Source organism: Methylobacterium sp. WL19, assembly GCF_008040005.1.
In the GTDB taxonomy this organism is placed as follows: Bacteria; Pseudomonadota; Alphaproteobacteria; order Rhizobiales; family Beijerinckiaceae; genus Methylobacterium; species Methylobacterium bullatum.
The window spans coordinates 21876-45458 of sequence record NZ_VRVC01000024.1 but is presented as its reverse complement, the minus strand read 5'-3'; the positions used below and the strand labels follow the sequence as shown (position 1 = coordinate 45458).

24 protein-coding genes and 1 tRNA gene are annotated in these 23583 nt (G+C 66.9%); 11 read left to right on the top strand and 14 right to left on the bottom strand.

Annotation, left to right across the window (positions count from 1 at the left end; genetic code table 11):
- Both FV220_RS07225 and FV220_RS07220 read right to left on the bottom strand, forming a co-directional pair.
- A partial coding sequence (locus FV220_RS07225; RefSeq protein WP_246689399.1) for a hypothetical protein occupies positions 1–845 on the bottom strand: 845 nt, incomplete at its 3' end.
- Between the two features lie 101 nt (positions 846–946).
- The gene (locus tag FV220_RS07220) at positions 947–1915 is read right to left on the bottom strand and encodes a glycine betaine ABC transporter substrate-binding protein (RefSeq protein ID WP_147830414.1); all 969 of its coding nucleotides are present in this window, start codon (positions 1913–1915) and stop codon (positions 947–949) included.
- 187 nt (positions 1916–2102) lie between these two features.
- Here FV220_RS07220 and FV220_RS07215 point away from each other — a divergent pair, with 187 nt between their 5' ends.
- Entirely contained in the window at positions 2103–2492 is a 390-nt protein-coding gene (locus FV220_RS07215; protein ID WP_018045115.1) for a response regulator, read from the top strand.
- Between the two features lie 39 nt (positions 2493–2531).
- On the opposite strand, the gene FV220_RS07210 is transcribed toward FV220_RS07215, so the two are convergent.
- Positions 2532–2924, bottom strand: a complete 393-nt coding sequence (locus tag FV220_RS07210; RefSeq protein WP_056140849.1) for a YraN family protein — start codon at positions 2922–2924, stop codon at positions 2532–2534.
- The gene (rsmI, locus tag FV220_RS07205) at positions 2911–3873 is read right to left on the bottom strand and encodes a 16S rRNA (cytidine(1402)-2'-O)-methyltransferase (RefSeq protein ID WP_147830413.1); all 963 of its coding nucleotides are present in this window, start codon (positions 3871–3873) and stop codon (positions 2911–2913) included. The genes FV220_RS07210 and rsmI overlap by 14 nt, the downstream gene beginning before the upstream one ends.
- Before the next feature lie 208 nt (positions 3874–4081).
- On the opposite strand from rsmI, the gene FV220_RS07200 reads away from it, so the two are divergent.
- A complete protein-coding gene (locus tag FV220_RS07200; RefSeq protein WP_246689398.1) occupies positions 4082–5254 on the top strand; it encodes a penicillin-binding protein activator in 1173 nt (390 codons plus the stop codon).
- A 111-nt stretch (positions 5255–5365) separates the two neighbouring features.
- Here FV220_RS07200 and FV220_RS07195 read toward each other — a convergent pair whose 3' ends face one another.
- From FV220_RS07195 to FV220_RS07175, 5 genes are all read right to left on the bottom strand, one after another.
- Positions 5366–5593, bottom strand: a complete 228-nt coding sequence (locus tag FV220_RS07195; protein ID WP_147830412.1) for a hypothetical protein — start codon at positions 5591–5593, stop codon at positions 5366–5368.
- Between the two features lie 16 nt (positions 5594–5609).
- Positions 5610–6788 carry a radical SAM family heme chaperone HemW gene (hemW, locus tag FV220_RS07190; protein WP_147830410.1) on the bottom strand — a complete coding sequence of 393 codons (1179 nt, stop codon included), beginning with the start codon at positions 6786–6788 and terminating at the stop codon, positions 5610–5612.
- A gap of 114 nt (positions 6789–6902) precedes the next feature.
- Positions 6903–7538, bottom strand: a complete 636-nt coding sequence (gene rdgB / locus FV220_RS07185) for an RdgB/HAM1 family non-canonical purine NTP pyrophosphatase (RefSeq protein ID WP_147830408.1) — start codon at positions 7536–7538, stop codon at positions 6903–6905.
- Positions 7535–8248: a ribonuclease PH gene (gene rph / locus FV220_RS07180; protein WP_018045122.1), complete on the bottom strand. Its 714-nt coding sequence runs from the start codon at positions 8246–8248 to the stop codon at positions 7535–7537. Before rph ends, rdgB begins: the two co-directional genes overlap by 4 nt.
- 124 nt (positions 8249–8372) lie before the next feature.
- A complete protein-coding gene (locus FV220_RS07175) occupies positions 8373–8693 on the bottom strand; it encodes a hypothetical protein (RefSeq protein ID WP_056140371.1) in 321 nt (106 codons plus the stop codon).
- Positions 8694–9183: 490 nt separating this feature from the next.
- Here FV220_RS07175 and FV220_RS07170 point away from each other — a divergent pair, with 490 nt between their 5' ends.
- Positions 9184–10224, top strand: a complete 1041-nt coding sequence (locus FV220_RS07170) for a glutamine synthetase beta-grasp domain-containing protein (RefSeq protein WP_018045125.1) — start codon at positions 9184–9186, stop codon at positions 10222–10224.
- 187 nt (positions 10225–10411) lie between these two features.
- On the opposite strand, the gene FV220_RS07165 is transcribed toward FV220_RS07170, so the two are convergent.
- The gene (locus FV220_RS07165) at positions 10412–11014 is read right to left on the bottom strand and encodes a glutathione S-transferase family protein (RefSeq protein ID WP_056140368.1); all 603 of its coding nucleotides are present in this window, start codon (positions 11012–11014) and stop codon (positions 10412–10414) included.
- Between the two features lie 75 nt (positions 11015–11089).
- On the opposite strand from FV220_RS07165, the gene FV220_RS07160 reads away from it, so the two are divergent.
- The gene (locus tag FV220_RS07160) at positions 11090–11794 is read left to right on the top strand and encodes a WYL domain-containing protein (RefSeq protein ID WP_147830406.1); all 705 of its coding nucleotides are present in this window, start codon (positions 11090–11092) and stop codon (positions 11792–11794) included.
- A gap of 29 nt (positions 11795–11823) precedes the next feature.
- Here FV220_RS07160 and FV220_RS07155 read toward each other — a convergent pair whose 3' ends face one another.
- Positions 11824–12753, bottom strand: a complete 930-nt coding sequence (locus tag FV220_RS07155; protein ID WP_056161658.1) for a glutaminase — start codon at positions 12751–12753, stop codon at positions 11824–11826.
- A gap of 213 nt (positions 12754–12966) precedes the next feature.
- Here FV220_RS07155 and hrcA point away from each other — a divergent pair, with 213 nt between their 5' ends.
- The gene (gene hrcA / locus FV220_RS07150) at positions 12967–14064 is read left to right on the top strand and encodes a heat-inducible transcriptional repressor HrcA (RefSeq protein ID WP_056140363.1); all 1098 of its coding nucleotides are present in this window, start codon (positions 12967–12969) and stop codon (positions 14062–14064) included.
- Between the two features lie 411 nt (positions 14065–14475).
- On the opposite strand, the gene FV220_RS26475 is transcribed toward hrcA, so the two are convergent.
- Entirely contained in the window at positions 14476–14853 is a 378-nt protein-coding gene (locus FV220_RS26475) for a DUF1236 domain-containing protein (protein WP_308444979.1), read from the bottom strand.
- On the bottom strand, positions 14850–15287 hold the full coding sequence (locus FV220_RS26470; protein WP_308444978.1) for a hypothetical protein: 438 nt from the start codon (positions 15285–15287) through the stop codon (positions 14850–14852). Before FV220_RS26470 ends, FV220_RS26475 begins: the two co-directional genes overlap by 4 nt.
- Before the next feature lie 389 nt (positions 15288–15676).
- Here FV220_RS26470 and FV220_RS07140 point away from each other — a divergent pair, with 389 nt between their 5' ends.
- Positions 15677–17038, top strand: coding sequence for an MFS family transporter (locus FV220_RS07140; protein ID WP_056140357.1), 1362 nt, complete (start codon positions 15677–15679; stop codon positions 17036–17038).
- A gap of 93 nt (positions 17039–17131) precedes the next feature.
- Here the strand turns inward: FV220_RS07140 and FV220_RS07135 are convergent, their stop codons facing one another.
- Positions 17132–18964 carry a chloride channel protein gene (locus tag FV220_RS07135; protein ID WP_147830402.1) on the bottom strand — a complete coding sequence of 611 codons (1833 nt, stop codon included), beginning with the start codon at positions 18962–18964 and terminating at the stop codon, positions 17132–17134.
- A gap of 235 nt (positions 18965–19199) precedes the next feature.
- On the opposite strand from FV220_RS07135, the gene FV220_RS07130 reads away from it, so the two are divergent.
- The 5 genes from FV220_RS07130 to FV220_RS07110 all read left to right on the top strand — a co-directional run bounded on the left by FV220_RS07130 (position 19200) and on the right by FV220_RS07110 (position 23579).
- Positions 19200–19276 (top strand) — tRNA-His (locus tag FV220_RS07130).
- Between the two features lie 317 nt (positions 19277–19593).
- On the top strand, positions 19594–20739 hold the full coding sequence (locus tag FV220_RS07125) for a transglycosylase SLT domain-containing protein (protein WP_018045134.1): 1146 nt from the start codon (positions 19594–19596) through the stop codon (positions 20737–20739).
- Between the two features lie 288 nt (positions 20740–21027).
- On the top strand, positions 21028–21558 hold the full coding sequence (locus FV220_RS07120; RefSeq protein ID WP_026176164.1) for a response regulator: 531 nt from the start codon (positions 21028–21030) through the stop codon (positions 21556–21558).
- Positions 21559–21779: 221 nt separating this feature from the next.
- On the top strand, positions 21780–22700 hold the full coding sequence (locus tag FV220_RS07115; RefSeq protein WP_056140840.1) for a transglutaminase family protein: 921 nt from the start codon (positions 21780–21782) through the stop codon (positions 22698–22700).
- A 72-nt stretch (positions 22701–22772) separates the two neighbouring features.
- Complete coding sequence (locus FV220_RS07110; protein ID WP_018045137.1) at positions 22773–23579, top strand: transglutaminase family protein; 807 nt, start codon at positions 22773–22775, stop codon at positions 23577–23579.
- Positions 23580–23583: the final 4 nt, after the last annotated feature.

The following is a 23583-nucleotide window of genomic DNA, read 5'->3' as shown; positions in this document are numbered from 1 at the left end:
CCGAGGGGCAGCGTCACTCGGGCCAGGATCTGGGCCTTCGTCAGGCCCATGGCCTCGGCGGCGTCGATGGCGGCGGGATCGGCGGCGCGCAGGGCCGTGCCGATCCCGCGCCAGAGGGGCAGCAGCAGGTAGGCGGCGATGCCGAGGAGCGCGGGCCACGGCCCGAGGGCCGAGAGGCCGAGATCGCGCAGCGCCGGCACGGCGCGCAGCACTCCGCCGACGAGGGCGACGAGGGCGCCCAGCAGGGCGACGGCGGGGATCACCTGCACGCCGCTGACGAGGAGCCCGACGAGCCCCTGCGCGGAGCGCCAGAGAGAGAGGAGCACGGCCGCCGGGATGGCGAGGGCGATCGCTCCCCCCGCCAGGAGCAGGTGCTCGGCGATGGCCTCGTGCACCGCCTCCCGCCGCGCGGCATATTCCACCGCCAGGGACAGCCCGTCCAACCCGCCGCCGCGCCAGGCCGCGACCAGGAAACCCGAGGCCGCGAGGATGGCGAGCACGCCGAGCCCCCGGCCTCGAACCCGTGCGATGCTGCCTCCGGCCAGCGCCAGGAGGCAGGACGAGGCCAGCCAGAAGCCGGAGCCGAGGCTGGCCCTCGCGGCCGGCGGCATGGAGGACACGATCCGGGCGGCCTCCGCGCCGAGGCCGAGCAGGAGCACGGCCCAGGCCGACAGGAAAAATCCCAGGGCGAGAAGGCCGCCCGTCCGCCGGGCCGGCATCACACCGACGACGAGGCCGGCCAGCGACAGGAGCGAGACGAGGCCGATCGACCATTCGTGGAACGCGGACGCACGGACGGGATCGCCGGGCAGGAGACGGTTTGCCGCCACATCGAGGAGCGCCATCCCATGGAGGGACGCGACGAGAAGGCCGGCCGCGAAAAGCCCGGCCCATGGCGCTCGATGGCCCGTCGCATGGCGCATCGAAGCGGGCGGCGATGGCGCTCTCACCCGATCAGCCCGCGCTCGTTGAGGTAGCGCCGGGCGACCCGATCCGCGACCTCGCCGTCCACGGTGATTCGCCCGTTGAGGCCGCGCAGGGTCGGTGCGTCGAGCCCGGCGAAGACCCGCGCCAGGGCCGGACCGATGGCCGGAAAGCGCTCCAGCGCGGAGGCGCGGATCACCGGGGCGACCTCGTAGACGATCTGGGCCGCCTTGGGATCGCCCATGACCACGAGATCGAGGGCGGCCAGCGCCCCGTCGGTGCCGTAGACCATGCCCGCATTGACCCCGCTGATGCGCTGCGCCGCGGCCCGGGCCGTCACCGCCGTGTCGCCGCCGGGCAGGCTGACGATGCGGTCGAGGGGCAGGCTGAAGCCGTAGGCCGCCTCGAAGGACGGCAGCGCCGCCGGGCTCTCCACGAACTCGGTGGAGGCCGCCAGCAGGATGAGGCCGTCATTGGCGGCCCTGGCGAAATCCGCCATCGTGGCCAGATGCCGCGCCCGTGCGAAATCCCCGTTGAGGGCGATGAGCCAGGTGTTGTTGGCGGGCGCCCTGGCGAGCCAGACCAGCCCCCGTTCGGCATCCTTGCGCCGGATGGTCTCGTAGGCCTCCTGCGGGATCTTCCAGGCGGGATCGGTCTCGGTGCCGGTGAAGAACGCGCCGTTGCCGGTGTATTCCGGGTAGATGTCGACCTCGCCGGAGAGGAGGGCCTCGCGGACGATCAGGGTGGGGCCGAGGCCGAGCTTGCGGACCACCGGCACGCCGAGATGCTCGAGCACGAGGGCGATCATCGCCCCCGTGAGCGCGCCTTCGGTGTCGCTCTTCGAGGCCACGACGAGGGGTCGCTCCGCCCGCGTGGACGTGCCGGCGGCGACGGCCCAGCTGACAAGGAGTGCCAGGGCGCCGCGCCGGTTCGTCGCTCCGGGCGCAACAGGTCCCGCCGATCTGCGTGAAAATGTATCGTCCGATAACATTAACCCGATCCTGAACCTCCGCGGCCACTTTCTGCGCCTTGACACGCCAAGCGGAACGGGCGACGGCTCGACCGTTGCCGCAGGCGCTAAACGTCATTCTCGCCAACCTCACGGATGGCAAGCCTGTAAGGCTCTGGATGACGGCACCGTTCCAGGCCGGAACGAATCGAAGGGAAGAATCCCCAGCGTGAGTGCTGAACAGAACGACACTCTCCTCGACGGCGCCAGGGTTCTGGTGGTGGAGGACGAAGCCGCCATTTCCATGCTGCTCGAAGACATGCTGCTCGATTTCGGGTGCACCGTCGTCGGGCCCGCGGCTCGTCTCGCGACGGCCCTGGAAATGGCACGGAGCGAGACCTTCGAGGTCGCCATCCTCGACGTGAACGTCGCTGGCGAACCCATCTATCCGGTGGCCGAGGCGATCACGGAACGCAACCTGCCCATCGTTTTCTCGACGGGGTATGGCGGCGCGGGAATTCGCGAGCCGTTCCGCGACCGTCCCGTGGTCCAGAAGCCGTTCAGCCAGGCCGATCTCAAGCGCACGCTGATCGCCGCCCTCGCCGCAGCGAGGAAGTAAGCGGCGACCTTCGATGTGCGGTACGGCCGTCGCGCCGCCTCACATGCCCTCGATCGCGAAGGCATCGGGCAGGTGGCGCGGCCAAGTGCGCGGTGCCACGAAGACAGCATCCGCACGCAGCGTCATCGACCCATAGCGCGGATTGCGCGCGATCCAAGCGCGCACCGCGCGCGAAAAACGGGCGCGCTTCTTCGCATTGATGGCGGTCCGGGCCGCGTCGAGGGTGGCCCTCGCCTTCACCTCCACGAAAGCGATCGTGTCGCCCCGGCGCAGGATCAGATCGATCTCCCCGCCGCTCGCGCTGAAGCGCCGGGCGAGTGGGCGATACCCCTTCATCATCATGGCGAGGAGCGCGAGGGTCTCGCCCGAATGGCCGCGCAGGTAGGTGGCGCGCCGCCGCTCTTTGGCGTCGACGAGCTTAGACGTCGGCATCGGTGCGCCGGGCGAGGACGAGGGCGCGGGCATAGACCACGCGACGGGGCTGACCGGTGGCATCGGCCACGAGGGCGGCGGCATCCTTGATCGAGTGGCGCGACAGCGCCGCTTCGATCGCCGCATCGAGACCGGCCTCGACCTCCTCCTCCGGCGGTTCTTCCGGGTTGGTCCCGATCACCACCACCACCTCGCCCTTGGGAGCCCCCTCCTCGGTGAAGGTCTCGGCCAGGGTCGCGAGGGTGCCACGCCGGATCGTCTCGTAGAGCTTGGTGAGTTCGCGGGCGACTGCCGCGGGCCGGCTCCCTCCGAGGATCGCGGCGGCATCCACCAGCATCTCGGGCAGGCGGTGGGGTGATTCGAACAGGACCAGCGTTCCGGGGATCTGCCCGAGCGCCGCAAGGCGATTGCGCCGGGCACCGGATTTCTGCGGCAGGAAGCCTTCGAAAAAGAAGCGGTCGGTGGGCAGGCCCGCCGCGACGATGGCGGTCATCACCGCGGATGGACCGGGGATAGGCGTCACCGCAATGCCCGCCTTGATCGCAGCCTGGACGAGCTTGAAACCGGGGTCGGAAACCAACGGCGTTCCGGCATCCGAGACCAGGGCCAAGGCCTCGCCGTTCTGCATCCGTGCGATCATACGCTCACGCACCGCCGCGTTCGAATGCTCGTGATAGGCGACGAGCGGCGTCGTGATGCCGTAATGCATCAGGAGGGTGCGGGTGACGCGGGTGTCTTCGGCGAGCACGGTATCGGCCGCCGCCAAGGTCGCCAGCGCACGGAACGAGACGTCCTTGAGGTTGCCGATCGGGGTCGCCACCACGTGCAGTCCGGGGTCGAGCGGTTCGGCCTCCGCCGCAAGGCCGAAAGCGGTGAAGGTGGAGACGGGCTTGGCCGGATCGTGCACTACCCTGGAGCGGCGCGTCCGATTGTCGATTCTCTGAGTCATGAGGCGGACTTTGCCACGGGGACACGGGCCGGAGGAATGCCCGCGCCGGGGGTGTCGGCACATTTACTTTTGTCGTCCAGGCTTTAACCCTGCGCGGATCGGGCGGGCGATGCAGATGAGCGACGGGGAGTACCGTGCAATGGGGAAAAGCCTTGCAAGGGGCCACGGTCCCGCCACGGTCGGTTGGGCAAGGGCCGCGGCGATCCTCATGCTTGTCGGGGGGCTTGGCGGCTGCATTGGCGGCCCCGATGGCGGCCCGCGCGCCACGAAAGCCGCGCCTAACCCGGATATGGCCGCCGCGGGCGATCCGCAGGCGACGTCATTGGGTGCAACGAAGATCGGCACCGGGTCGGTGAAGATCGCTCTCATCCTGCCCCTCTCCGGTCCGGGTTCGGCAGTCGGCGCGGCTCTGCGCAATGCCGCAGAACTCGCCGTGGAGGATTTCCAGAAGCCCGACCTGCAGATCCTGGTGAAGGATGACCGCGGCTCGCCGGATGGCGCGCGCGAAGCGGCCCAGGCCGCCCTCGCCGAGGGCGCCGAGCTGGTGCTCGGACCGCTTTTCGCGGCCAATGTCCAGGCGGCGGCGGGGGTCACGCGTGGGGCCGGCAAGCCGATCATCGCCTTTTCCACCGATGCGAGCGTCGCGGCGCGCAGCGTCTATCTTCTCAGCTTCCTGCCGCAGGCCGAGGTGGACCGCGTGGTCGACGAAGCGGTCGCGGCCGGACGCCGCTCCTTCGCCGCTCTGATCCCCGAGAGCAGCTACGGCAATGCCGTGGAGGCGCAGTTCCGCGAGGCGGTGGCGAGGAAGGGCGCCCGCCTGGTGGGAATCGAGCGCTACGCGCCCGGCGCGCCCGCCCCCGCCATCTCGCGCCTCGCCGGCCTGATCAACGGTCCCGGCGCCCAGGCCGATGCCCTGTTCCTGCCGGAAAGCCCGGAGGGCTTGGCCGTCGTCGCACCCGCGCTCACCACGGCGGGGTTTTCTCCCGGCCGGGTCAAACCCATTGGCACGGCGGTGTGGAACGATCCACGCGTCTTTGCCCTCCCCGCCCTGCAGGGCGGCTGGTTCGCAGCGGCGGATGCCAATGGGTTCAACGGTTTCTCGCAGCGTTATCAGGCGCGTTTCGGCTCCGTGCCACCACGCGTGGCGACGTTGGCCTATGACGCCGTCTCGCTCATGGCGGCGCTGACGCGGCAGTACGGTTCGCAGCGCTTCGCCGACGTCACCCTGACGACGCAGGCAGGCTTCTCTGGGATCGACGGCACCTTCCGCTTCCGGCCGGAGGGGTTGAGCGACAGGGCACTGGCCATCTACGAGATCCGTAGCGGCGCACCGACCATCGTCAGCCCGGCACCGCGCACGCTCGGCCCCTCCGGCACATGATCCGCCGTGCGCGTCAGGTGTGGCCGATGAGGGCTGCATGGAGGGCGACCATGGCCGGCGATGAACCCCAGGCGATCGGCTAGGTCTGGCCGAGATCGCCCCTGCGATCGGTCACCGGCAGCAGAGCGTTTTAGGCGATGTGGAGGAGGCCGCCGCGTAGGGCCAGCTCGACAGGTTCGGCAGGCCGAATGCGATGAGGCCCGCGAGGCCGAGCCCGCCGACGGCGAGGTTCATCACGCTCATCGACCAGAGCCGGTCCGTGCCGCCACGCAGTAATATGTTCCAGGCGGCGTGGAGGAAGGCCGCGACGAGCACGAGGGCGACGACCGACGCGGTCATGGCCGGCGCTCCGGCATCAGGCAGCGAGTTCCGCCACCACCGCGTTCAGAACCGGCGCACCGCGCGGGGTCGCGGCGATACGGCCTCCGTCCAGACGGGCGACGAGCCCATCGCCGATCAGGGCCTCGACCCGGACCGGATCGAGGGGGCGACCCTTGAGCATCGCATAGCGGCCCGGATCGACGCCCTCCCTCAAACGCAGGCCCATCATCAGGAACTCGTCGCCCTGGTCTGCGGCCGAGAGGGTTTCGGTCTCGACGATGCCGTGGCCGTCGCGCTCGACCCGGGCGAGCCAGGCTTCCGGAGCCCGTTCGGTGACCGTACCGATTCGCCCTTCGCCGGTCACCAGCCGGCCATGCGCGCCGGGACCGATGCCGGCATATTCGCCATAACGCCAGTACAGCAGGTTGTGCCGCGATTGCGCACCGGGGCGGGAATGGTTGGAAATCTCGTAGGAAGAGAGCCCGGCCGCGTCACAGACCTCCTGCGTCACGTCGTAGAGCGCTCTCGCCATATCGTTGTCCGGTGGGACGAGCTTGCCGGCGGCGTGAAGTCCGAAGAACGGCGTCCCCGGCTCGATGGTCAGTTGATAGAGCGACAGGTGCTCGGCCGCCCTGGCGATGGCCTCCCTGAGCTCGGCACGCCAGGCGGACGCGCTCTGGTTCGGCCGCGCATAGATGAGATCGAAGGAGTAGCGCTGGAAATGCGCGGCTGCCGTCTCGACCGCCGCCATCGCCTCTGCGGCCGTGTGGAGCCGCCCGAGGGCCTTCAGGGAGGCGTCGTCCATGGCCTGGACCCCGAGGGAAACGCGGTTCACTCCGGCGGCCCGATAACCGCGAAAACGGCCGGCCTCGACGCTGGTCGGGTTCGCTTCCAGCGTCACCTCGATATCGGGCGCCGCGCCCCAGGCATCGTCGATGGCCTCGAGCAACCCCGCGACGGTGCTCGGCTGCATCAATGACGGGGTGCCGCCGCCGAGGAAGATGCTCGACACGGTGCGGCCCGGAATTCGCGCCGCCACATTGGCGATCTCGGCCCGAAACGCAGAGAGGAAACGACCCTCATCCACTGGTGCATGGCGGACATGGCTGTTGAAGTCGCAATAGGGGCACTTCGAGGCACAGAAGGGCCAATGGACATAGACGCCGAACCCGGCATCGCGGGTCGGGTGGTCCGGGCCTGAACGATCGGTCATCGGGCGGATGTGCGCGCGGCTGGGGATTTTGGCAATGGTGCCGGGACGATCCAAGGTGACCGCCTCACCTCCGCATGCGGCCGAGGTGAGGCGTAAAGAAGCTCGCCCGCCCGTTCAGCCGGGCCGACGCAGGCAGCTCGCGGCCAGAAGCACGAACGCGCGGGCGCGGTGCGACAGGGCGTTCCCGCTCTGCCAGTCGACGCCATGCTTCTCCTCCGAGGAGATCTCGCCGAAGGTGCGATCGTAGCCGTCCGGCAAGAACATCGGGTCGTAGCCGAAGCCCTGTGAGCCGCGCGGCTCCACGAGATCGCCGAACACCCGACCCTCGAACGTTTCGGTATGGCCATCCGGCCAGGCGATGACGAGGGCAGAGACGAAGTGAGCTCGGCGGGTCGCGGCGCCACGCTTGTCGAGTTCGGCCGCAATGCGGGCCATGGCGCCGGAGAAGTCCTTGTTCGGACCAGCCCAGCGGGCGGAGAACAGGCCGGGTGCACCGTCGAGGGCATTGACGCAGAGGCCGGAATCGTCGGCGAAAGCGGGCAAGCCCGAGGCCTGGGCGGCGGCAACGGCCTTGATCGCCGCATTCTCGGAGAACATCGTACCGGTCTCATCGGGCTCGGGCAGACCGAGTTCGCCCGCCGAGACGGCCTCCACGCCGAACGGCGCCAGCAGCTCGCGCATCTCCACGAGCTTGCCGGGATTGTGGGTGGCGATGACCACCCGCCCTGTGAGAATGCGCGGCTCGCTCATGCGATCGCCTGCTTCTGAAGGGAAACGAGCTGCTCGACTCCGCCACGGGCCAGCCGCAGCAATTCGATGAGTTCGGCCTCTGAAAAGGGCTTGCCCTCGGCGGTGCCCTGCACCTCCACGAGGCCGCCGGAGCCGGTCATGACGAAATTCGCATCGGTCTCGGCGGCCGAATCCTCCGCGTATTCGAGGTCGAGCACCGGGGTGCCCTTGTAGATGCCGCAGGAAATCGCGGCGACATGCTCGCGCAGGGGGTCGACCGAGATGATGGAGCGCCCGCGCATCCAGGTGAAACAATCGTGCAGGGCAATCCAGGCTCCGGTAATCGCAGCGGTGCGGGTACCGCCATCCGCCTGAATCACATCGCAATCCACGGTGATCTGTCGCTCGCCGATGGCGGGAAGATTGGTGACGGCACGGAGCGAGCGGCCGATCAGCCGTTGAATCTCCTGCGTCCGCCCGGAGGGCTTGCCGGAATTCACCTCGCGGCGAGTGCGCTCGTGGGTTGCTCGGGGGAGCATGGAATACTCGGCGGTGACCCAACCCTTGCCGGAGCCGCGCAGCCATGGCGGGCCGCGTTCTTCGAGGGAGGCCGTGCAGAGCACTTTCGTCTGGCCGAAGGTGACGAGGCAGGAACCCTCGGCATAGCGGGCGACGGCGCGCTCCAGGGTGACGGTGCGCAGTTCGTCGTTCGCGCGCTTCGAGGGCCGCATGGGCACTCTCCTTGGTCGAGTTCCGGATTGATCGTCCGGGCTCTTAAGCCCCGGTTTGTCCACCGGCAAGCGCGGCCAGAATGGAGAGGAGCGCGCCCACGGGGACGCGCCCCCAACTCACGCCTCAGTAGCGGTAGTGGCGACGATGATGATGACCGAAACGGCGGTGATGGTGGTGGTGGCCGAAGCGACGGCCGTAGTGATGGCCGAAGTGGCGACCGCGATGGTGACCGAAGTGACGGCGATGATGCCGGCCGTGATGGCGCCAGTGACCACCACCGTACTGGACCTGCGTGGCGGCCACGTTGACCGAGCCGGCGACTTCGCTGGACACCGCCATCGGTGCGGCTTGGGCGCCGCGCGGAGTACCGAGGATCATCGCGCCCACCAGGGCGACCACGATGGCGAGGGTCTTCGCCATGGCGGACAGGGTTGGGTTCTTCATCAGGACGGACTCCGTTCCGTGAGTTACTCGTATCGCCGACCGTATTGGTGCGGATGCGATGGAACGCGTGCTCGCCTGGAAAGGCAGCATGCGCTGCTCCGAATTTATATTTTTTGTTTAGGGATTAAGCAGAAGGCGCGCTTCCACCGGACAATGTTCCTAGCCACACGACCACGCTGCGTCGTCGCTTGCTAAGCAAATGGGCAAGGCAACGATGGCGAACAGAATATGAGCATTCGCTCGAGCACTTCCCGGATGCCCATTTAGGGGTGCCTACACGGTAGGCAGAAACATTCCCGCGAGAAGGATTCTCTATCCATGTGAGTAAAGGGTCCGCCTCGTTGCGGCCGGATCCCGCCGTCGATGGCACCTCGCCCCACGACCATGGCTGGCACACGTTATGCTAGCGGCGATTCCGGCTACGAACGGCCGCGAACGATGTGAGGGGGAGACCCGGCCGTCGGATCGCTTGAGGGACGAGAGGCTCGAAATGACGAAATATAAGCTCGAGTATCTATGGCTCGACGGATACACGCCGGTGCCGAACCTGCGTGGCAAGACCCAGATCAAGGAATTCGACGGCTTCCCGACCCTCGAGCAGCTTCCGCTTTGGGGCTTCGACGGCAGCTCGACGATGCAGGCCGAGGGCGGCAGCTCCGACTGCATGCTCAAGCCCGTGCGCCACTTCCCCGACAGCACACGCAAGAACGGCGTGCTGGTGATGTGCGAAGTGATGATGCCGGACGGCGTGACGCCGCATGCCTCCAACAAGCGCGCCACGATCCTCGACGACGACGGCGCCTGGTTCGGCTTCGAGCAGGAGTATTTCTTCTACAAGGACGGTCGTCCGCTCGGCTTCCCCGCCAGCGGCTACCCGGCCCCCCAGGGCCCGTATTACTGCGGCGTCGGCTACAAGGAAGTCGGCTCAATCGCCCGCAAGATCGTCGAAGAGCACCTGGACCTGTGCCTGGACGCCGGCATCAACCACGAGGGCATCAACGCCGAGGTGGCGAAGGGCCAGTGGGAGTTCCAGATCTTCGGCAAGGGCTCCAAGAAGGCCGCCGACGAGATGTGGGTCGCCCGCTACATCCTGCAGCGCCTGTGCGAAAAGTATGAGATCGACATTGAATACCATTGCAAGCCACTCGGTGCGACCGATTGGAACGGCTCGGGCATGCACGCCAACTTCTCGACGGAGCACCTCCGCACGGTGGGCGGCAAAGCCTATTTCGAGGCGCTCATGGCGGCGTTCAAGGAGAACCTGGACGACCACATCGCCGTCTACGGCCCGGACAACCACATGCGTCTGACCGGCAAGCACGAGACTGCGGCGATCGACCAGTTCAGCTACGGCATCGCCGATCGCGGCGCCTCGATCCGCGTGCCGCATAGCTTCGTCAACAATGAGTACAAGGGCTATCTGGAAGACCGCCGTCCTAACAGCCAGGGGGACCCCTACCAGATCGCTTCGCAGATCCTGAAGACCGTCGCCTCGGTTCCGACTTCCGAGGAAGCGAAGGCAGCAGCCTGACACGACATCCGCCACGGCGCTGCTCGGCGCCGTGGCGATTTTCATTCTCCATGACTGCTTCATGAGCCGAATGACTTTTTTTTAGGCACAATGCCCGATATCGACGCTGCGCGGACGATAGTCGAGGCATTAGCTCAGAACCGCCGCGCTTCACCCATGCTGAGATGGAGTGCCCTGCTGAGACCGCTCATTTCAGTGGGTGTAGGAGGTCGAACTCCGTGGCGAAAGCCGCCCCAGGACGGGCCATGCAGCGCTCGACCCACGCATCGAGGACCGGATCGCCCGGTTTGCCGAACCAGGCATAAGGCGAGTGAAGCAGTAGGTCCGCCGCCGTGAAGCGCTCGCCGAAGAGATAGGGCCCCTTGGCGAGTGCTGCAGCGAGCCGCTGTCGCACCTCCACACTCCCGCGAAAAGTCGAAGCGATGGCGGGATGCGTGAGCCCGATCGCTTCCAGCAGCATGACCGGCTCGACCACACCCGAATACCACGCGAACCAGCTGAGATAGGCCCCCCGCTGCGGATGACCCGGCGGGATAGTCAGGCCAGCTTTCGGGTAGAGGTCGGCGAGGTAGAGCATGATCGCGCTGCTCTCCCAGATCGTTACGCCGTCATGAACGAGGAGCGGCACCTTTCCCTCGGGATGGGGATTGCTGGGATCGCACTGGCCGGAGCCGTCCTGGCGCGCGATGGCGACGATTTCCACCGACACCTCGTCGAGGGCGCCGAGCTCGTGCAGCAACGCGATGATGCGGGTCGAGCGGCTTTTGGGCGAATGAAAGAGGGTCAGCATCGGGGTACTCGTGTTGGCGGGGTCGACACCGATGCTTTTAAGCGAGCGCTACTGCCACTCTGCGTCAGTTGAACTTTGGCTCGCACGGACCGCCTCTTCCGACTGCTTCAGGCTCTGCGCATGCTGCCTGCGCCGGTGACGGCGGCCCGGCTGGCGGAGGAGACGGGCGTCTCCCTCCGCTCGCTCTACCGCGACATCGATAGCCTTCGCGCAGCCGGCGCCCATATCGAGGGTGAGCGCGGCTACGGCTACCGACTGATCGAGGACGGGGCTCTGCCGCCGCAGATCTTCGATCGAATCGAGATCGAAGCGCTGGTGCTCGGCTTGTCCGAGGTCCGGCACATGGGGGATCCGGCGCTGGCGAGGGCCGCCGCCGCAGTGCTCGCCAAGGTGGCGGCGACCCTCCCCGATACCGGCCAACAGCACCTGCTCCACGCGGTCTCGCAGGTCCGGCGCTCCGAGGAGCGCTTCGCCCCCTCCCCCGCCACGGCGGTGATCCGCGAAGGGTGCTGGCGCGAAGAGGCGGTGACGATCCGCTACGCGGACGGTGAGGCGCGGATCACGGAACGAACGATCGGGCCGCTTGCGATCGTCTATCTCGACCGCAAGCTGGTGGTCCTCACTTGGTGCTGTCTGCGCGAGGCGCACCGGATGTTCAGAGTGGACCGGATCGCCGCTGCCGAACTCGCGGGCGCAAGCTTCCGGCCGAAACGCGTGGGGCTCCTGCGGGACTACCTCGCTGTGTTGAAGAGAAAGGCCGCGGACGCGCCGGAGAGCTGAGGACCGGAAAGGCGCCCGGGCGAGCGCGATCAAGCGCCGAAGATCGACCAGCCGAGGCGCTTGGTCAGCTGTTCCAGGGCGATCCGGCCAAGATGGGAATTGCCGGATGCGTCGAGGCCCGGCGACCAGACCGCGATCGAAGCCTTTTCCGGTGCCACGGCGATGATCCCGCCGCCGACTCCGCTCTTGCCCGGCAGGCCGACCCGATACGCGAACTCACCCGAGCCGTCGTAGTGACCGCAGGTGAGCATCACCGCATTGATACGCCGGGCTCGCTCAGCCGAGACCACGGAATAACCGGTCAGCGGGTTGCGCCCGGAATGCGCCAGGAAACGGGTGGCGTTGGCGAGCTGCCGGCATGACATGGCGATGGCGCAGTGGTGAAAATAGACGCCGAGGGTAAAATCCACCGGATTGTCGAGAACGCCGAAGGATTTCATGTAGTTGGCGAGCGCGATGTTGCGAAAGCCCGTGCGCAGCTCCGAGGCCGCCACCGCCTCGTCGATGATGATCGTGGGATCCTGCGCCAGGAACTGCATGAAACGCAGGATCTCGCCCAGGGCCTCCCTCGGCTGATGGCCCGACAGGATCACGTCGGTGACCGCGATGGCGCCGGCATTGATGAAGGGATTGCGCGGAATGCCGCGCTCGCGCTCCAGCTGGACGATGGAGTTGAAGGGGCTGCCCGAGGGCTCGCGTCCCACCCGGCGCCAGAGACGGTCGCCGGCCATGCCGAGTGCCAGGGTGAGGGTGAAAACCTTCGAGATGCTCTGGATCGAGAACGGCGTGTCGCTGTCGCCTCCCGCCGCCACGTGACCGTCCGCATCGATGACGACGAGACCGAACGCCTTCGGGTCGACCCGGGCGAGTTCCGGTATGTATGTGGCGACCTCCCCCCGGTCCGGCCTGTCCGCCATCTCCTCGGCGATCTCTTTGACGACGGTGTCGAGGTCGGGCACGGCGGCGTGTTCCTCCGAACGGACGGGAGCTGCGGGTCCGTCAACCAGACCCGCCGGCCACGGCGAGCAGGCTCGCGAGGGCGGCGACGCAACGCAAAGGCCGTTCCGTTCGGGCGGCAAACGGATTAGCAGACCACAGGGCGGCTATGCCTCACCGGTAAAGGTTGTGCCCGGGCTCCGGGCCGGACACAATCGGCGGTCAGGAAACACCCAGTGACCGAACGCGCGCATCCCTATTCGTCCTCGCAGCAACTTCAGGCCCTCTCGGCCCTGAATGAGCGGACACGTGAGATCTTCCGGCAGATCGTCGAGAGCTATCTCACGACGGGCGAACCGGTGGGGTCGCGCAACCTCGCGCGGATCCTGCCGATGGCCTTGTCCCCGGCCTCGATCCGAAACGTCATGGCGGATCTGGAGCATTCCGGGCTCATCTTCGCGCCCCACACCTCCGCCGGGCGCCTGCCGACGGAACTCGGCCTGCGCTTCTTCGTCGACGCCATGTTGGAGATCGGCGATGTCGGCCGCGAGGAGCAGGAGCGGATCGAGGCGCAGATGCGCGCCGCCGCCTCGGGCCACACCTTCGAGAGCGCCCTCGCCGAAGCCTCGTCGATGCTGTCGGGCATTTCGCGGGGGGCGGGCGTTGTCGTCACCACCAAGAGCAACGTCCATCTCAAGCACATCGAGTTCGTCAGGCTCGATCCCGCCCGCGCCCTCGTCGTCCTCGTCTCCGATGACGGCTCGGTGGAGAACCGCCTCCTCGACCTGCCGCCCGGTCTTCCGGCGGGCGCCCTGCAGGAGGCCTCGAACTACCTCAATGCCCGCTTGCAGGGGCGGACCCTCGGAGGCTTGAGAGCGGAAATCGAGGCTGGCCGCGAGGCGATGAAGCGCGAACTCGACGTCATCACCGAGCGGCTGGTCGATGCCGGTCTCGCCACCACGGTCGGGCCGTCAGAGGCACGCCAACTGATCGTACGCGGCCAGGCGAACCTGCTCGACGACCTGCGCGCGGTGGAGGATCTCGAACGGATCCGCCTGCTGTTCAACGATCTCGAGACGCAGAAGGACGTCATCGAACTCCTCTCCCGCGCCGAGGGCGGCGAGGGCGTCCGCATCTTCATCGGCTCGGAGAACAAGCTGTTCTCGCTCTCGGGCTCATCGATGATCGCGGCGCCGTTCCGGGACGGTTCGCAGAAGATCGTCGGTGTCGTCGGCGTGATCGGTCCGACCAGGCTCAACTACGCACGGATCGTTCCGATGGTGGATTACACCGCCAGGGTGGTCTCGCGGATGCTGGATCGAGGCGGCCGCTGAGGGAAACCAGGCACCGTGAGGGCCGGCCCGCCCGAGCCGAGTGGGCCGCGCGAAGGCGCCCCCCGTTTCTGCCTTTGAGAACCTGTGACACGCCGAAGGCCCGAACGACCAAGCGGTGCCGGCGGCGGAAACCACGAACCGAGAGACGAAGACGACAAAATAGGATCACAGACCTTCGCTGGCTACGGATATGCCTTTCGCAGCGAGCGACAGATCGGTGGAAAAGCTGAGACGTAGAGGCTCCGGATCGGTGATGACAACCGATCCGGAGCCTCTGGACTTACTTTCGCATCATCACGTCGCGGCTGTTGAGCACCAGCATCGCTATGGCCGGCATCGCGGCTACGGACGACAAAGGAAGATGCTTCGCCCTGCGGCGGCTCCCCTCTCGGGGAAACCGCCGATCCGAGATCAGCCGCGAATGACGTCCACGATTTCGTAGGTATCGGGATCGACGATGACGATGTCATCATCGACGAGGACGTAGCGGTAGTCTTCGTATTCCGGCACGATCCGAACGATATCCGGCGGGAGGTCGTAAAGGGTGTAATTGCGAGCAATGGCGGTCCCCACCGTCAGGGCGAAGGCACCGGCGGCGAGGCGTGGAATGCCGCGACGCAGCACGTTCTGGCGAAACTCCGTCCGCTGCGGAGCACCAAGCCGGCCATAGGCTCCACGCACGGCGCCACTGTCGCCTCGTCCGCCTCGATCTCCACGCCCGCCCCTGTCACCGCGATCACCCTTCTCGCGATCCATCCGCTCGCCACGGTCCGCCTTGCCGTCCTTCATGTCGCGATCGGCCTTGCCGCCTCGCTCCATGCGCTCGCCCCGGTCCGGCTTATCATCGCGTTCAGCCTTGCCGTCACGATCGGCCTTGCCGTCACGATCTGGCCGGCCGGCGTCCGTCCTTCCGCCGGCACCCGGGCGTTCACCCTGCTCCATGCGGCCATTCCGGTCGCTACCGCCCCGTTCCATCCCGGCCGCTCCGCCGCGCTCGCCCGCCGGACCACCACGTTCCCCCGGAGAACCGCCACGCTCCGAACCGCCTGCCGCTCCACCACGTTCCGCTCCGGCGCCACCGCCGCCACGCATTCCGGCGCCACCGGCCGATCCCGCACCACCCGCGCCGCCACCACCCGGCGCACCGGCTCCTGCCGCGCCGCCGCCCGCACCGCCTCCACCGCCGGCTCCAGGCCCACCTTGGGCGAAAGCAGTCGCCGCACCGACGACCAGAACGGCAGCCGTCATCGTACTCCGCAAGATCTTGCTCATGTCGATCAGTCCATTCTCATGTGGAACTCAGACGCCGACAGGCGCCGATGCGAAGCCGAAACAGAAAGACCGGCAAAACCGTTCCTCATTTTTGTAACATGACGCCTCTCATCATGGAGACCGCTACGCTCAAGCTTGAATGATGCGCCTTTCATTGGACGGGCGCGCTCGCCTATCCTTTGGCTCTGAACAGCCAACCGTCCCGGCGCGAAGAACGGCTGACATTTCAAGCGCGCTGTAGAAAAGCCGCGCTTAAGCCCTTGTGAATCTTGGACCGGTGCTTAACGTCGCCGCCCAAGAGACCTACTCCGAAGGTCCTGCTCGAAGTCTGGGAGTCCACATGTCCGATGCTATCGCGATCGATCCTTCGCGGCCCGACGATCCGGAAGATCGCCGTCGCCGCATCTTCGCCATCGTCGGCTCGTCGTCGGGCAACCTGGTCGAGTGGTTCGATTTTTATTGCTACGCCTTCTTCGCCCTCTACTTCGCGCCGGTTTTCTTCCCAGAGGGTGACGATACCAGCCAGCTCCTGAAATCCGCGGCCGTGTTCGCCGTGGGGTTCTTCATGCGCCCCATCGGCGGCTGGTTGTTCGGCCGCATCGCCGACCGTCTCGGCCGCAAGACCTCGATGATGATCTCGGTGCTGATGATGTGCGGCGGATCGCTGATGATCGCCGTGTTGCCGACCTATGCCAGCGTCGGGCACTGGGCTCCCGCCCTGCTGCTGCTCGCGCGCATGATCCAGGGCCTGTCCGTGGGCGGCGAGTACGGCACCAGCGCGACCTACATGAGCGAGGTCGCCCTGAAGGGTCAGCGCGGGTTCTTCGCCTCGTTCCAGTACGTCACCCTGATCGGCGGCCAGCTCCTCGCCTCGCTGGTGCTGATCATCCTGCAGAGCGTCCTCACCGCCCAGCAACTCACCGCCTGGGGCTGGCGCATCCCGTTCTTGATCGGCGCGATGGCGGCTGTGGTCGCCCTGTTCCTGCGCTCGTCGCTCGCGGAAACCGCCACGAAAGAGGACATGGCCTCGAAGGAATCCGGCACCTTCGCCGCCCTCTTCAAGCATTGGCGGGCGTTCTGCGTGGTGCTCGCCTACACCGCCGGCGGCTCCCTGAGCTTCTACACCTTCACCACCTACATGCCGAAGTATCTCTTCAACACGGCGCATATCGACAAGATCACTGCCTCGCAGATCTCCACGGCGGCGCTTCTGGTCTACATGGTGATCCAGCCCTTCTTCGGCTGGTTGTCGGACCGGATCGGCCGCAAGACCAACATGCTTCTCTATAGCGGGCTCGGCACGTTGATGGTGGTGCCGCTGATGACCGCCATCGGCGCCACGACCAACCCGTACCTCTCGTTCGGCCTGATCATGATCGGCCTCACGGTGATCAGTTTCTACACCGGCATCAGCGGCATCGTGAAAGCCGAACTGTTCCCGACCCAGGTCCGCGCGCTCGGCGTCGGCCTCTCCTACGCGGTCGCGAACTCCATCTTCGGTGGCACGGCGGAGATGGTGGCCCTGTATCTGAAGCAGATCGGCTCTGAGAGCAGCTTCTTCTGGTACGTCACGGCGATGCTCGCCATCGCCTTCATCGGCTCGCTGATCATGCCGAACCCCAAGCGTCACGGCTATCTCGACGGCGACGGCACCGTGGAAGAGGCGCTGATGCGCAAGTCGCGCCGGGTGGTGCCGGCCTGAAACGACCAATCCCATCCGCCCTTCCCGGGCGGATGGGGCGATGGCGAAACCAGCTCCCGGGTCCGGCACAGAAAATCGCGAAGCGTCCTGTGCTTATCCAGACTCGCCCATGATCGCCCGCCTCTGCCGGTCGAGTTCCTCGGTGTAGCGCTTCAGCGTGTGGCTCTCGGTGAGCAGGCCGACCACCCGGCGCGAGGCCAGATCGTCCACCACCGCCAACGCCTCGCTCTCGGCTCCATCGAAGGCAGTGGCCGCCTGCTTGGCGTTCATGTCGGCAGTGAGGAACACGTCGGCATAACGCATGGCCTCGGCGAGAGCGGCCTCGCCATCGACGGTAGCGAGGGCATGGGCCTCGGGCACCAGCACGATCCCCGCATAGCGCCCTTCCCCGTCGACCAGCACCACGCGCGAGGGCGAGCCGAGGGGATGGGCTTTCAGGAAATCCCGCAGCGTCATGTCGACCGGTGTGGTTTCGACCTCGCGGCGCATCAACGCCCCCACGGTGAGCGACCGGATCCAGCCGATATCGTGCGCGCTGCGGATGCTTTCGCCGCGAAGGTGGAAGCGCCAGGTGGCGAAGGAATAGCCGAAGGTCTTCCGCACGGTCATCGACGAGGCGATCACGGCCACGAGGACGAGGCCGGTTATGGGAAAGCTGCCGGTGAGTTCGAGGGCGAGGAACGTCATCGTCAGCGGGCCGCCGATGACGGCCACCGCTAGCGCGCTCATGCCGATCACCGCATAGGCGAGCGGCGTGAGGCCGAACATTGTGAGGCTCTCCAGACCGGACAATCCGTGAAGGCCTGACAGGCCGGGGATCGTCTCCGCCACCAACGCGGCGAAGAGTTTCCCCGCAAGGGCGCCGAGGAAGAGGGAAGCGAAGAACAGCCCGCCGCGAAAGCCCGATCCGATGGAGATCGCCGAGGCCGAAGCTTTGGCCACGAACAGCAGCGCCAGGGCACCGATCCCCATGGCGGGCATGTCGACATCGAGGTGGAGATGGAGCGCGCCATGACCGCCGGAGAGAATCTGCGGCGAGACCGCGAGAGCCAGGGCGCCGACGCAGAGACCGCCGAGGGCCGGCGCGAGGAAGGACGGCAGACCGGTCGCCCGCACCCCCTGCTCCACCAGGGTGACGCCGCGCATGATCAGGATGCCGAGCCCGGCGCAGGCAAGACCGAGGGCGAGGCTCGGCAGGGTGTCGATTCCCGTAATCGCCCGGGTCGTCAGGGCCTCGAACCCATTGGCGCTGACGAGGGGGCTTTGCGTCACCAGCGCCTTGGCCACGAGGCTGCCGCACAGGGCCGCCACCACGACCGGTGTCAGTGTGGCAATGGAATAGGTGCCGATGATGAGTTCGAACGCATAGAACGCCCCCGTGAGCGGCGCGCCGAAGGCGGCCGCGATGGCAGCGGCCGACCCGCAGCCCACCAGGGTCCGTAGATCGGAGCGGCGCATTTCGAAGGCGACGCCGAGACGGGAGGCGAGGCTGGCGCAGATCTGGGTGAAGCCGGCCTCGAGGCCGACCGAGGCACCGCTGCCGTTCGAAATCACGTTCTGGGCCGCCACGGCGACGGACCCCTTCACCGAGAGCCGCCCCCCATGCAGGGCATTGGCCTCGATGGGATCGACGATGGGCCGTTGCGGGCCGCCGCGACAGCGCGCGAGCCCGAAAGCGATGAGGCCGATAGCCAAGCCGCCGATGGCCGGGCCGAACAGGATGAGGAGCGGATCCACATCCGTCGATGCGCTGAGGCGCGCGCCGTGCGGCAGGCGATAGAGGATTTCCCGCAGGCCCTGAGTCGTGAGGCTCATGGCCGAGACGGCGATCCCGGCGATGGTTCCAACGCAGGCGGCCAGGATCACGAGGCCGAACTCGCTGCCGCGCACCAGGGCGCGCAATCGGCCGGGCACGTGAACCAGCATCTGGCCGGCGGGAAATCCACGGCGCGGCACGCTTCTTGGCTTCATCGACCGCTGGGAAAGAGTGAGACGAAAGGGGTGGGAAACAGCCGCCACCTTAGGGGGCAAAGGCCGGAGGCGTCGACCGGTTTCCGGTGCGAGCCCGCCTGCGCGCGACAATGAGTTTTCCCCATTCTGCATTCCCTGCGCCGCAGGCGCTTGAAATGCCCGCGGCCTCGGGATACATCGCAGCCCGAGTGCCGCTGTAGCTCAGTTGGTTAGAGCGCTTGATTGTGGATCAAGAGGTCCCCCGTTCGAGCCGGGGCAGTGGTACCATTCGACCTTCCGGGCGCGTATGACGACGCCCGGCAAGGCATCGGGCACGGGTTCGCGTCACGGACTTCCATGAGGTCCGACGGCCGAGACGCCATCCCTCCATCGAAAGTCTGGAATCGGCGATGCCGTAAGTGTCCGATGGACACGGAGCGGGTCCGATCGAGCGCGCGATAGCGCGGCCGTTGCCTCGACTTACGGCCAAGCTGCCTCAAAGCGGCCATCGACGCCACGGGATGAGCACAAGCCTAGCCGTTTTGTCGCCACAACTGTCCTCGTAAATGCCGATGTGCGCCACCACACGGAGACGAGTCGATCAGATGCGGGTTCAGAAGGTCGGATCATCACGGATTTCCCCTCCCTCGCGCCGCTTCGGCGCTGGCGGTGACGTTGCGACATCGTCCGATGCTCTGACCCTCAAGAATCGCGTCGGCCGCGATCATGGCAGCCGCCCCGCGCTCACGCGCTCCGTTATCGCGATGATGCTGGTCGCCGGCGGCCTCAGCGCCGTCGTCCTCAACGGCACGGGCACGAGCGGCTTTGGCGCCGTGGTGCAGTCGGCTCAGGCGATGACCGAGCCGTCGATGCCCAAGCCCAGGATTCAATCGTCGGTACCGGCGGTCCTCGATGCGGCGCCCACCGTGCTCACGGCGTCCTCGGCCTTCGCTGCCGTACACGACCTCGACACCGAGATCGGCTCCAATGCGGTCGACCGGGTGTCTTACGATTATCTGCTCACCGAAAGCGCCGTCGGCGACCCGAACGACATCCTCGAATTCGGGCCGATGAAGATCCGGCGCCACCTCGTTCAGAAGATCGTCCGTGCGGCCCAGGCCGTCCAGACCGACCCTGTCCTGCTGATGGCGGTGGCCGACAAGGAATCGAGCTTCATCACCGAAGTGCAGGCCAAGACCTCCTCGGCCACCGGTCTGTTCCAGTTCATCGAGCGGACCTGGCTCGGCGTCGTGCGCGATTTCGGACCGAAATACGGGCTGACGCAGGAAGCGGCCCTCGTGGTCTCCGGCGACAATGGCAAGCCGAGCGTCGCCGATGCCGCCGAGCGGACCCGCATCCTCGAATTGCGGCGCGATCCCTACCTCGCCGCCCTGATGGCGGGCGAGATGCTCAAGCGCGACGCGGCGCGAATCTCCCTGCGCATCGGCCGCGAACTCACCCTCGGCGAGGTCTACCTCGCGCACTTCCTCGGGCCGGACGATGCCGAGGAATTCCTCGCCAGCGTGGTCGACAAGCCGAAATCCGCCGCGGCACAGATGCTGCCCGGCCCGGCACGCGCCAACCGCACCATCTTCTTCGCGGCGCAGCGCGGTCGTCGCAAGGCCGCAAGCCTGTCGGTGGCCGAGGTTCACGAGAAGTTCGAGACCATGATGAGCACCCGCGGCGCCCGCTACCGCGATGTCCGCTCGCTTTCGGGCGTGATGGCCTATGCCGACGCGTCGGCCGAGTAGGCGCACGACACCGATTTCCATCTTCATGCTGTCCGTCGCCGGCACGGATCACGCGCCTTGCGGCCGCGTTCGCCGCATGCCGGCCCCTCTTGTTGTCCATTGGGGCAACTGACGCCGAACTCCCGACGTTGAGCTTGCAGTCGCGCATGTCGTGCGGGGGCGGATTACGAAAGTCGGAGGGATGACGTGCTCGATCCAAAAGGCCCGTTGAAGGATCGGTCCCCCACGCCGTTCAAGGCCGCTCCCGCCAAGCGCGCCGGTCACGATACGCTCGCGCCCAGCCTCGCTCTGGATCAGATCGGCGAAGCGCTCGCTTCCTTCTATGACGACCTGATCGCCGAGGGCATCCCCGAGAATCTGGCCGCCCTCGTTCGTCAGGTACCTTCGCCGGACGCTGCGGCCGAGCCGGAGCCCGTCGTCTCCGCACCGGTGCGCAAGTCCGGTCGCCTCGCTTTGGTGGTGGAAGACGACGCGTCGACGCAAGGTCTGGCGGTCGCCCTTCTCGATGAGACCGAACTCGACACGATCGGCTGCAGCTCGGCGGAAGAGGCGCTCGCCGTGATGCGGGATCGGGGTGGGGACGTCGCTCTCGTCTTTGCCGATATCCAGCTCTCCGGTGTCATGGACGGCCTGCAGCTCGCACGGGCCGTGGCCATGCTGTGGCCCACGGCCCGCATGGTCGTCACCTCCGGCCGGCGCGCCCCGCGACCGGATGCGTTACCCGAGAGAGTGGTGTTCATCCCTAAACCCTGGCGACCGCAGGACGTTCTGGTGGAGGCCGAGCACGCCACGAGCAATCCTCCGCCGGCCGTACCCTGATCGACGGCTGCGCACCGAGACATCGACTCGGGCCGCACGGTCCTTCATCCAAAAACATCCCTGTCGAGCAGGCTCGCCGACCATTGCCCCGGCGATGATATCCAGGACAATGCTGCGCAGGCGTGGCAGCGGAATCCTGCTCCGCCACGGAGTTGGGCGCACCTCTTGCATTGCGTCGATCCAAGAGAGTGGTACCGACCGGTGCCGCGGAGCCCGTCAACGTGCCGATACTGTCCGTCCGACACATCACCACGTACCGCTACCGCCAGCCCGTCGGGTTGGGCGAGCATCGAATCATGTTCCGGCCTCGCGACAGCTACGACCAGCGCTTGCTCGCCGCGACGTTGAAGATCACGCCGGAGCCCTCGTCCCTGCGCTGGCTTCACGACGTGTTCGGCAATTGCGTCGCGGTGGCCACCTTTCAGGGGCGGGCCTCGTCCCTCATCTTCGATTGCTCGATCACCCTCGACCACACGCCTGAACTGGCGCCGGAATTCCCCATCGCGCCGCATGCGGCCTTCTACCCCTTCGGCTACGGCGCCGACGACATGCCCGATCTCAGCCGTTCCATCGAGCGCGAGCATCGCGACCCGAAGAACGAGGTCGATGCCTGGGCGCGCAGCTTCGTCCCGCCCGCCGGCCGCGTCGGCACGCAGGAATTGCTGGCCGACATGACGCGCCATGTCCGACGCAATTTCGCTTATCTCGCCCGCTCGGAAAAAGGCGTTCAGGATCCCGTCACCACCCTGCGCCTCAAGCGCGGAAGCTGCCGCGATTTCGCGGTGCTGATGATCGAGGCCGTGCGCGCTCTCGGAATGGCCGCCCGCTTCGTCTCCGGCTACCTCTACAACCCGCGCGGGGACCGCAACCGCCATGTGGGCGGCGGCTCGACCCATGCCTGGGTCCAGGTCTACCTGCCGGGCGCGGGCTGGATCGAGTTCGACCCCACCAACGGCATCGTCGGCAACCGCGACCTCATCCGCGTCGCCGTCGCGCGCGACCCGCGCCAGGCGGTGCCGTTGCACGGCTCCTTCTTCGGGTTTCCCGCGGACGATCTCGGCATGTCGGTGAGTGTCGAGGTCGACGAAGTCGAACCGGGTTCCATCGAGCAGCGCACACCGGATCCGATCCTCGTGCGTTGACGACGATCACGCCCCTGTCGTCGGACGACGACCGGGTTCAGACCAGATTTTTACAGACATGGGGCCATTACGATGAAGATCAGGACTGGGTTCGACATCGCCTTCGAATCGGTTCAGCCGACGCCCATGATCCTCGAACTGAGCGTGCACCCGTCACGCATGCCGGATGTGATGACCCCGCACGTCATCAGCTTCAATCCGCCCATCCCCTTCCAGGAATACCGGGACGTCTACGACAACATCTGCACCCGCATCGTCACGCCGGTGGGGCGTCTCGACATCTCGGCCGACTTCACTGTCTATGACACGGGAATGCCGGACGAATACGCTCCCTACGCACAGCAGATCGATGTCCAGAACCTGCCGAGCGACGTGCTGGTCTACCTTCTCGGCAGCCGCTACTGCGACACCGACAAGCTGTCGGAGACCGCCTGGTCGCTGTTCGGCGGGACGATGCCGGGCTGGTCACGGGTCCAGGCGATCTGCGACTACGTCCATGACCGCATCCGCTTCGACTACATGCTCGCCGACGCCACGCGCACCGCATGGGACGGCTTCATGCAGCGGCAGGGCGTGTGCCGCGATTTCGCGCATCTCGCCGTCGCCTTTTGCCGCTGCATGAACATTCCCGCGCGTTACTGCACCGGCTATCTCGGCGATATCGGCATCCCGCCCGTCCCCGACCCGATGGATTTCTCGGCCTGGTTCGAAGTCTATCTCGACGGGCGCTGGTACACGTTCGACGCCCGCCACAACACGCCGCGCATCGGCCGCATCGTCATGGCGCGGGGTCGCGACGCCACCGACGTCGCGATCACTACCAACTTCGGATACTCGCACCTCGCCCGCTTCGACGTGCATACCGACGAGGTGTACTGATTTT

What these genes read in the sequence shown, in the direction of transcription:
- FV220_RS07195 (WP_147830412.1), bottom strand. Translation starts at nt 5,593, where the DNA reads ATGACCGCGTCGGTCGTCGCCCTCGTGCTCGTCGCGGCCTTCCTCCAC.
- FV220_RS07135 (WP_147830402.1), bottom strand. Translation starts at nt 18,964, where the DNA reads ATGCTGGTTCACGTGCCCGGCCGATTGCGCGCCCTGGTGCGCGGCAGC.
- FV220_RS07210 (WP_056140849.1), bottom strand. Translation starts at nt 2,924, where the DNA reads ATGCCGACGTCTAAGCTCGTCGACGCCAAAGAGCGGCGGCGCGCCACC.
- rdgB (WP_147830408.1), bottom strand. Translation starts at nt 7,538, where the DNA reads ATGAGCGAGCCGCGCATTCTCACAGGGCGGGTGGTCATCGCCACCCAC.
- FV220_RS07170 (WP_018045125.1), top strand. Translation starts at nt 9,184, where the DNA reads ATGACGAAATATAAGCTCGAGTATCTATGGCTCGACGGATACACGCCG.
- FV220_RS07165 (WP_056140368.1), bottom strand. Translation starts at nt 11,014, where the DNA reads ATGCTGACCCTCTTTCATTCGCCCAAAAGCCGCTCGACCCGCATCATC.
- FV220_RS26475 (WP_308444979.1), bottom strand. Translation starts at nt 14,853, where the DNA reads ATGAAGGACGGCAAGGCGGACCGTGGCGAGCGGATGGATCGCGAGAAG.
- FV220_RS07220 (WP_147830414.1), bottom strand. Translation starts at nt 1,915, where the DNA reads ATGTTATCGGACGATACATTTTCACGCAGATCGGCGGGACCTGTTGCG.
- rph (WP_018045122.1), bottom strand. Translation starts at nt 8,248, where the DNA reads ATGCGGCCCTCGAAGCGCGCGAACGACGAACTGCGCACCGTCACCCTG.
- FV220_RS07200 (WP_246689398.1), top strand. Translation starts at nt 4,082, where the DNA reads ATGCTTGTCGGGGGGCTTGGCGGCTGCATTGGCGGCCCCGATGGCGGC.
- rsmI (WP_147830413.1), bottom strand. Translation starts at nt 3,873, where the DNA reads ATGACTCAGAGAATCGACAATCGGACGCGCCGCTCCAGGGTAGTGCAC.
- hemW (WP_147830410.1), bottom strand. Translation starts at nt 6,788, where the DNA reads ATGACCGATCGTTCAGGCCCGGACCACCCGACCCGCGATGCCGGGTTC.
- FV220_RS07110 (WP_018045137.1), top strand. Translation starts at nt 22,773, where the DNA reads ATGAAGATCAGGACTGGGTTCGACATCGCCTTCGAATCGGTTCAGCCG.
- FV220_RS07140 (WP_056140357.1), top strand. Translation starts at nt 15,677, where the DNA reads ATGTCCGATGCTATCGCGATCGATCCTTCGCGGCCCGACGATCCGGAA.
- FV220_RS07175 (WP_056140371.1), bottom strand. Translation starts at nt 8,693, where the DNA reads ATGAAGAACCCAACCCTGTCCGCCATGGCGAAGACCCTCGCCATCGTG.
- FV220_RS07125 (WP_018045134.1), top strand. Translation starts at nt 19,594, where the DNA reads ATGCGGGTTCAGAAGGTCGGATCATCACGGATTTCCCCTCCCTCGCGC.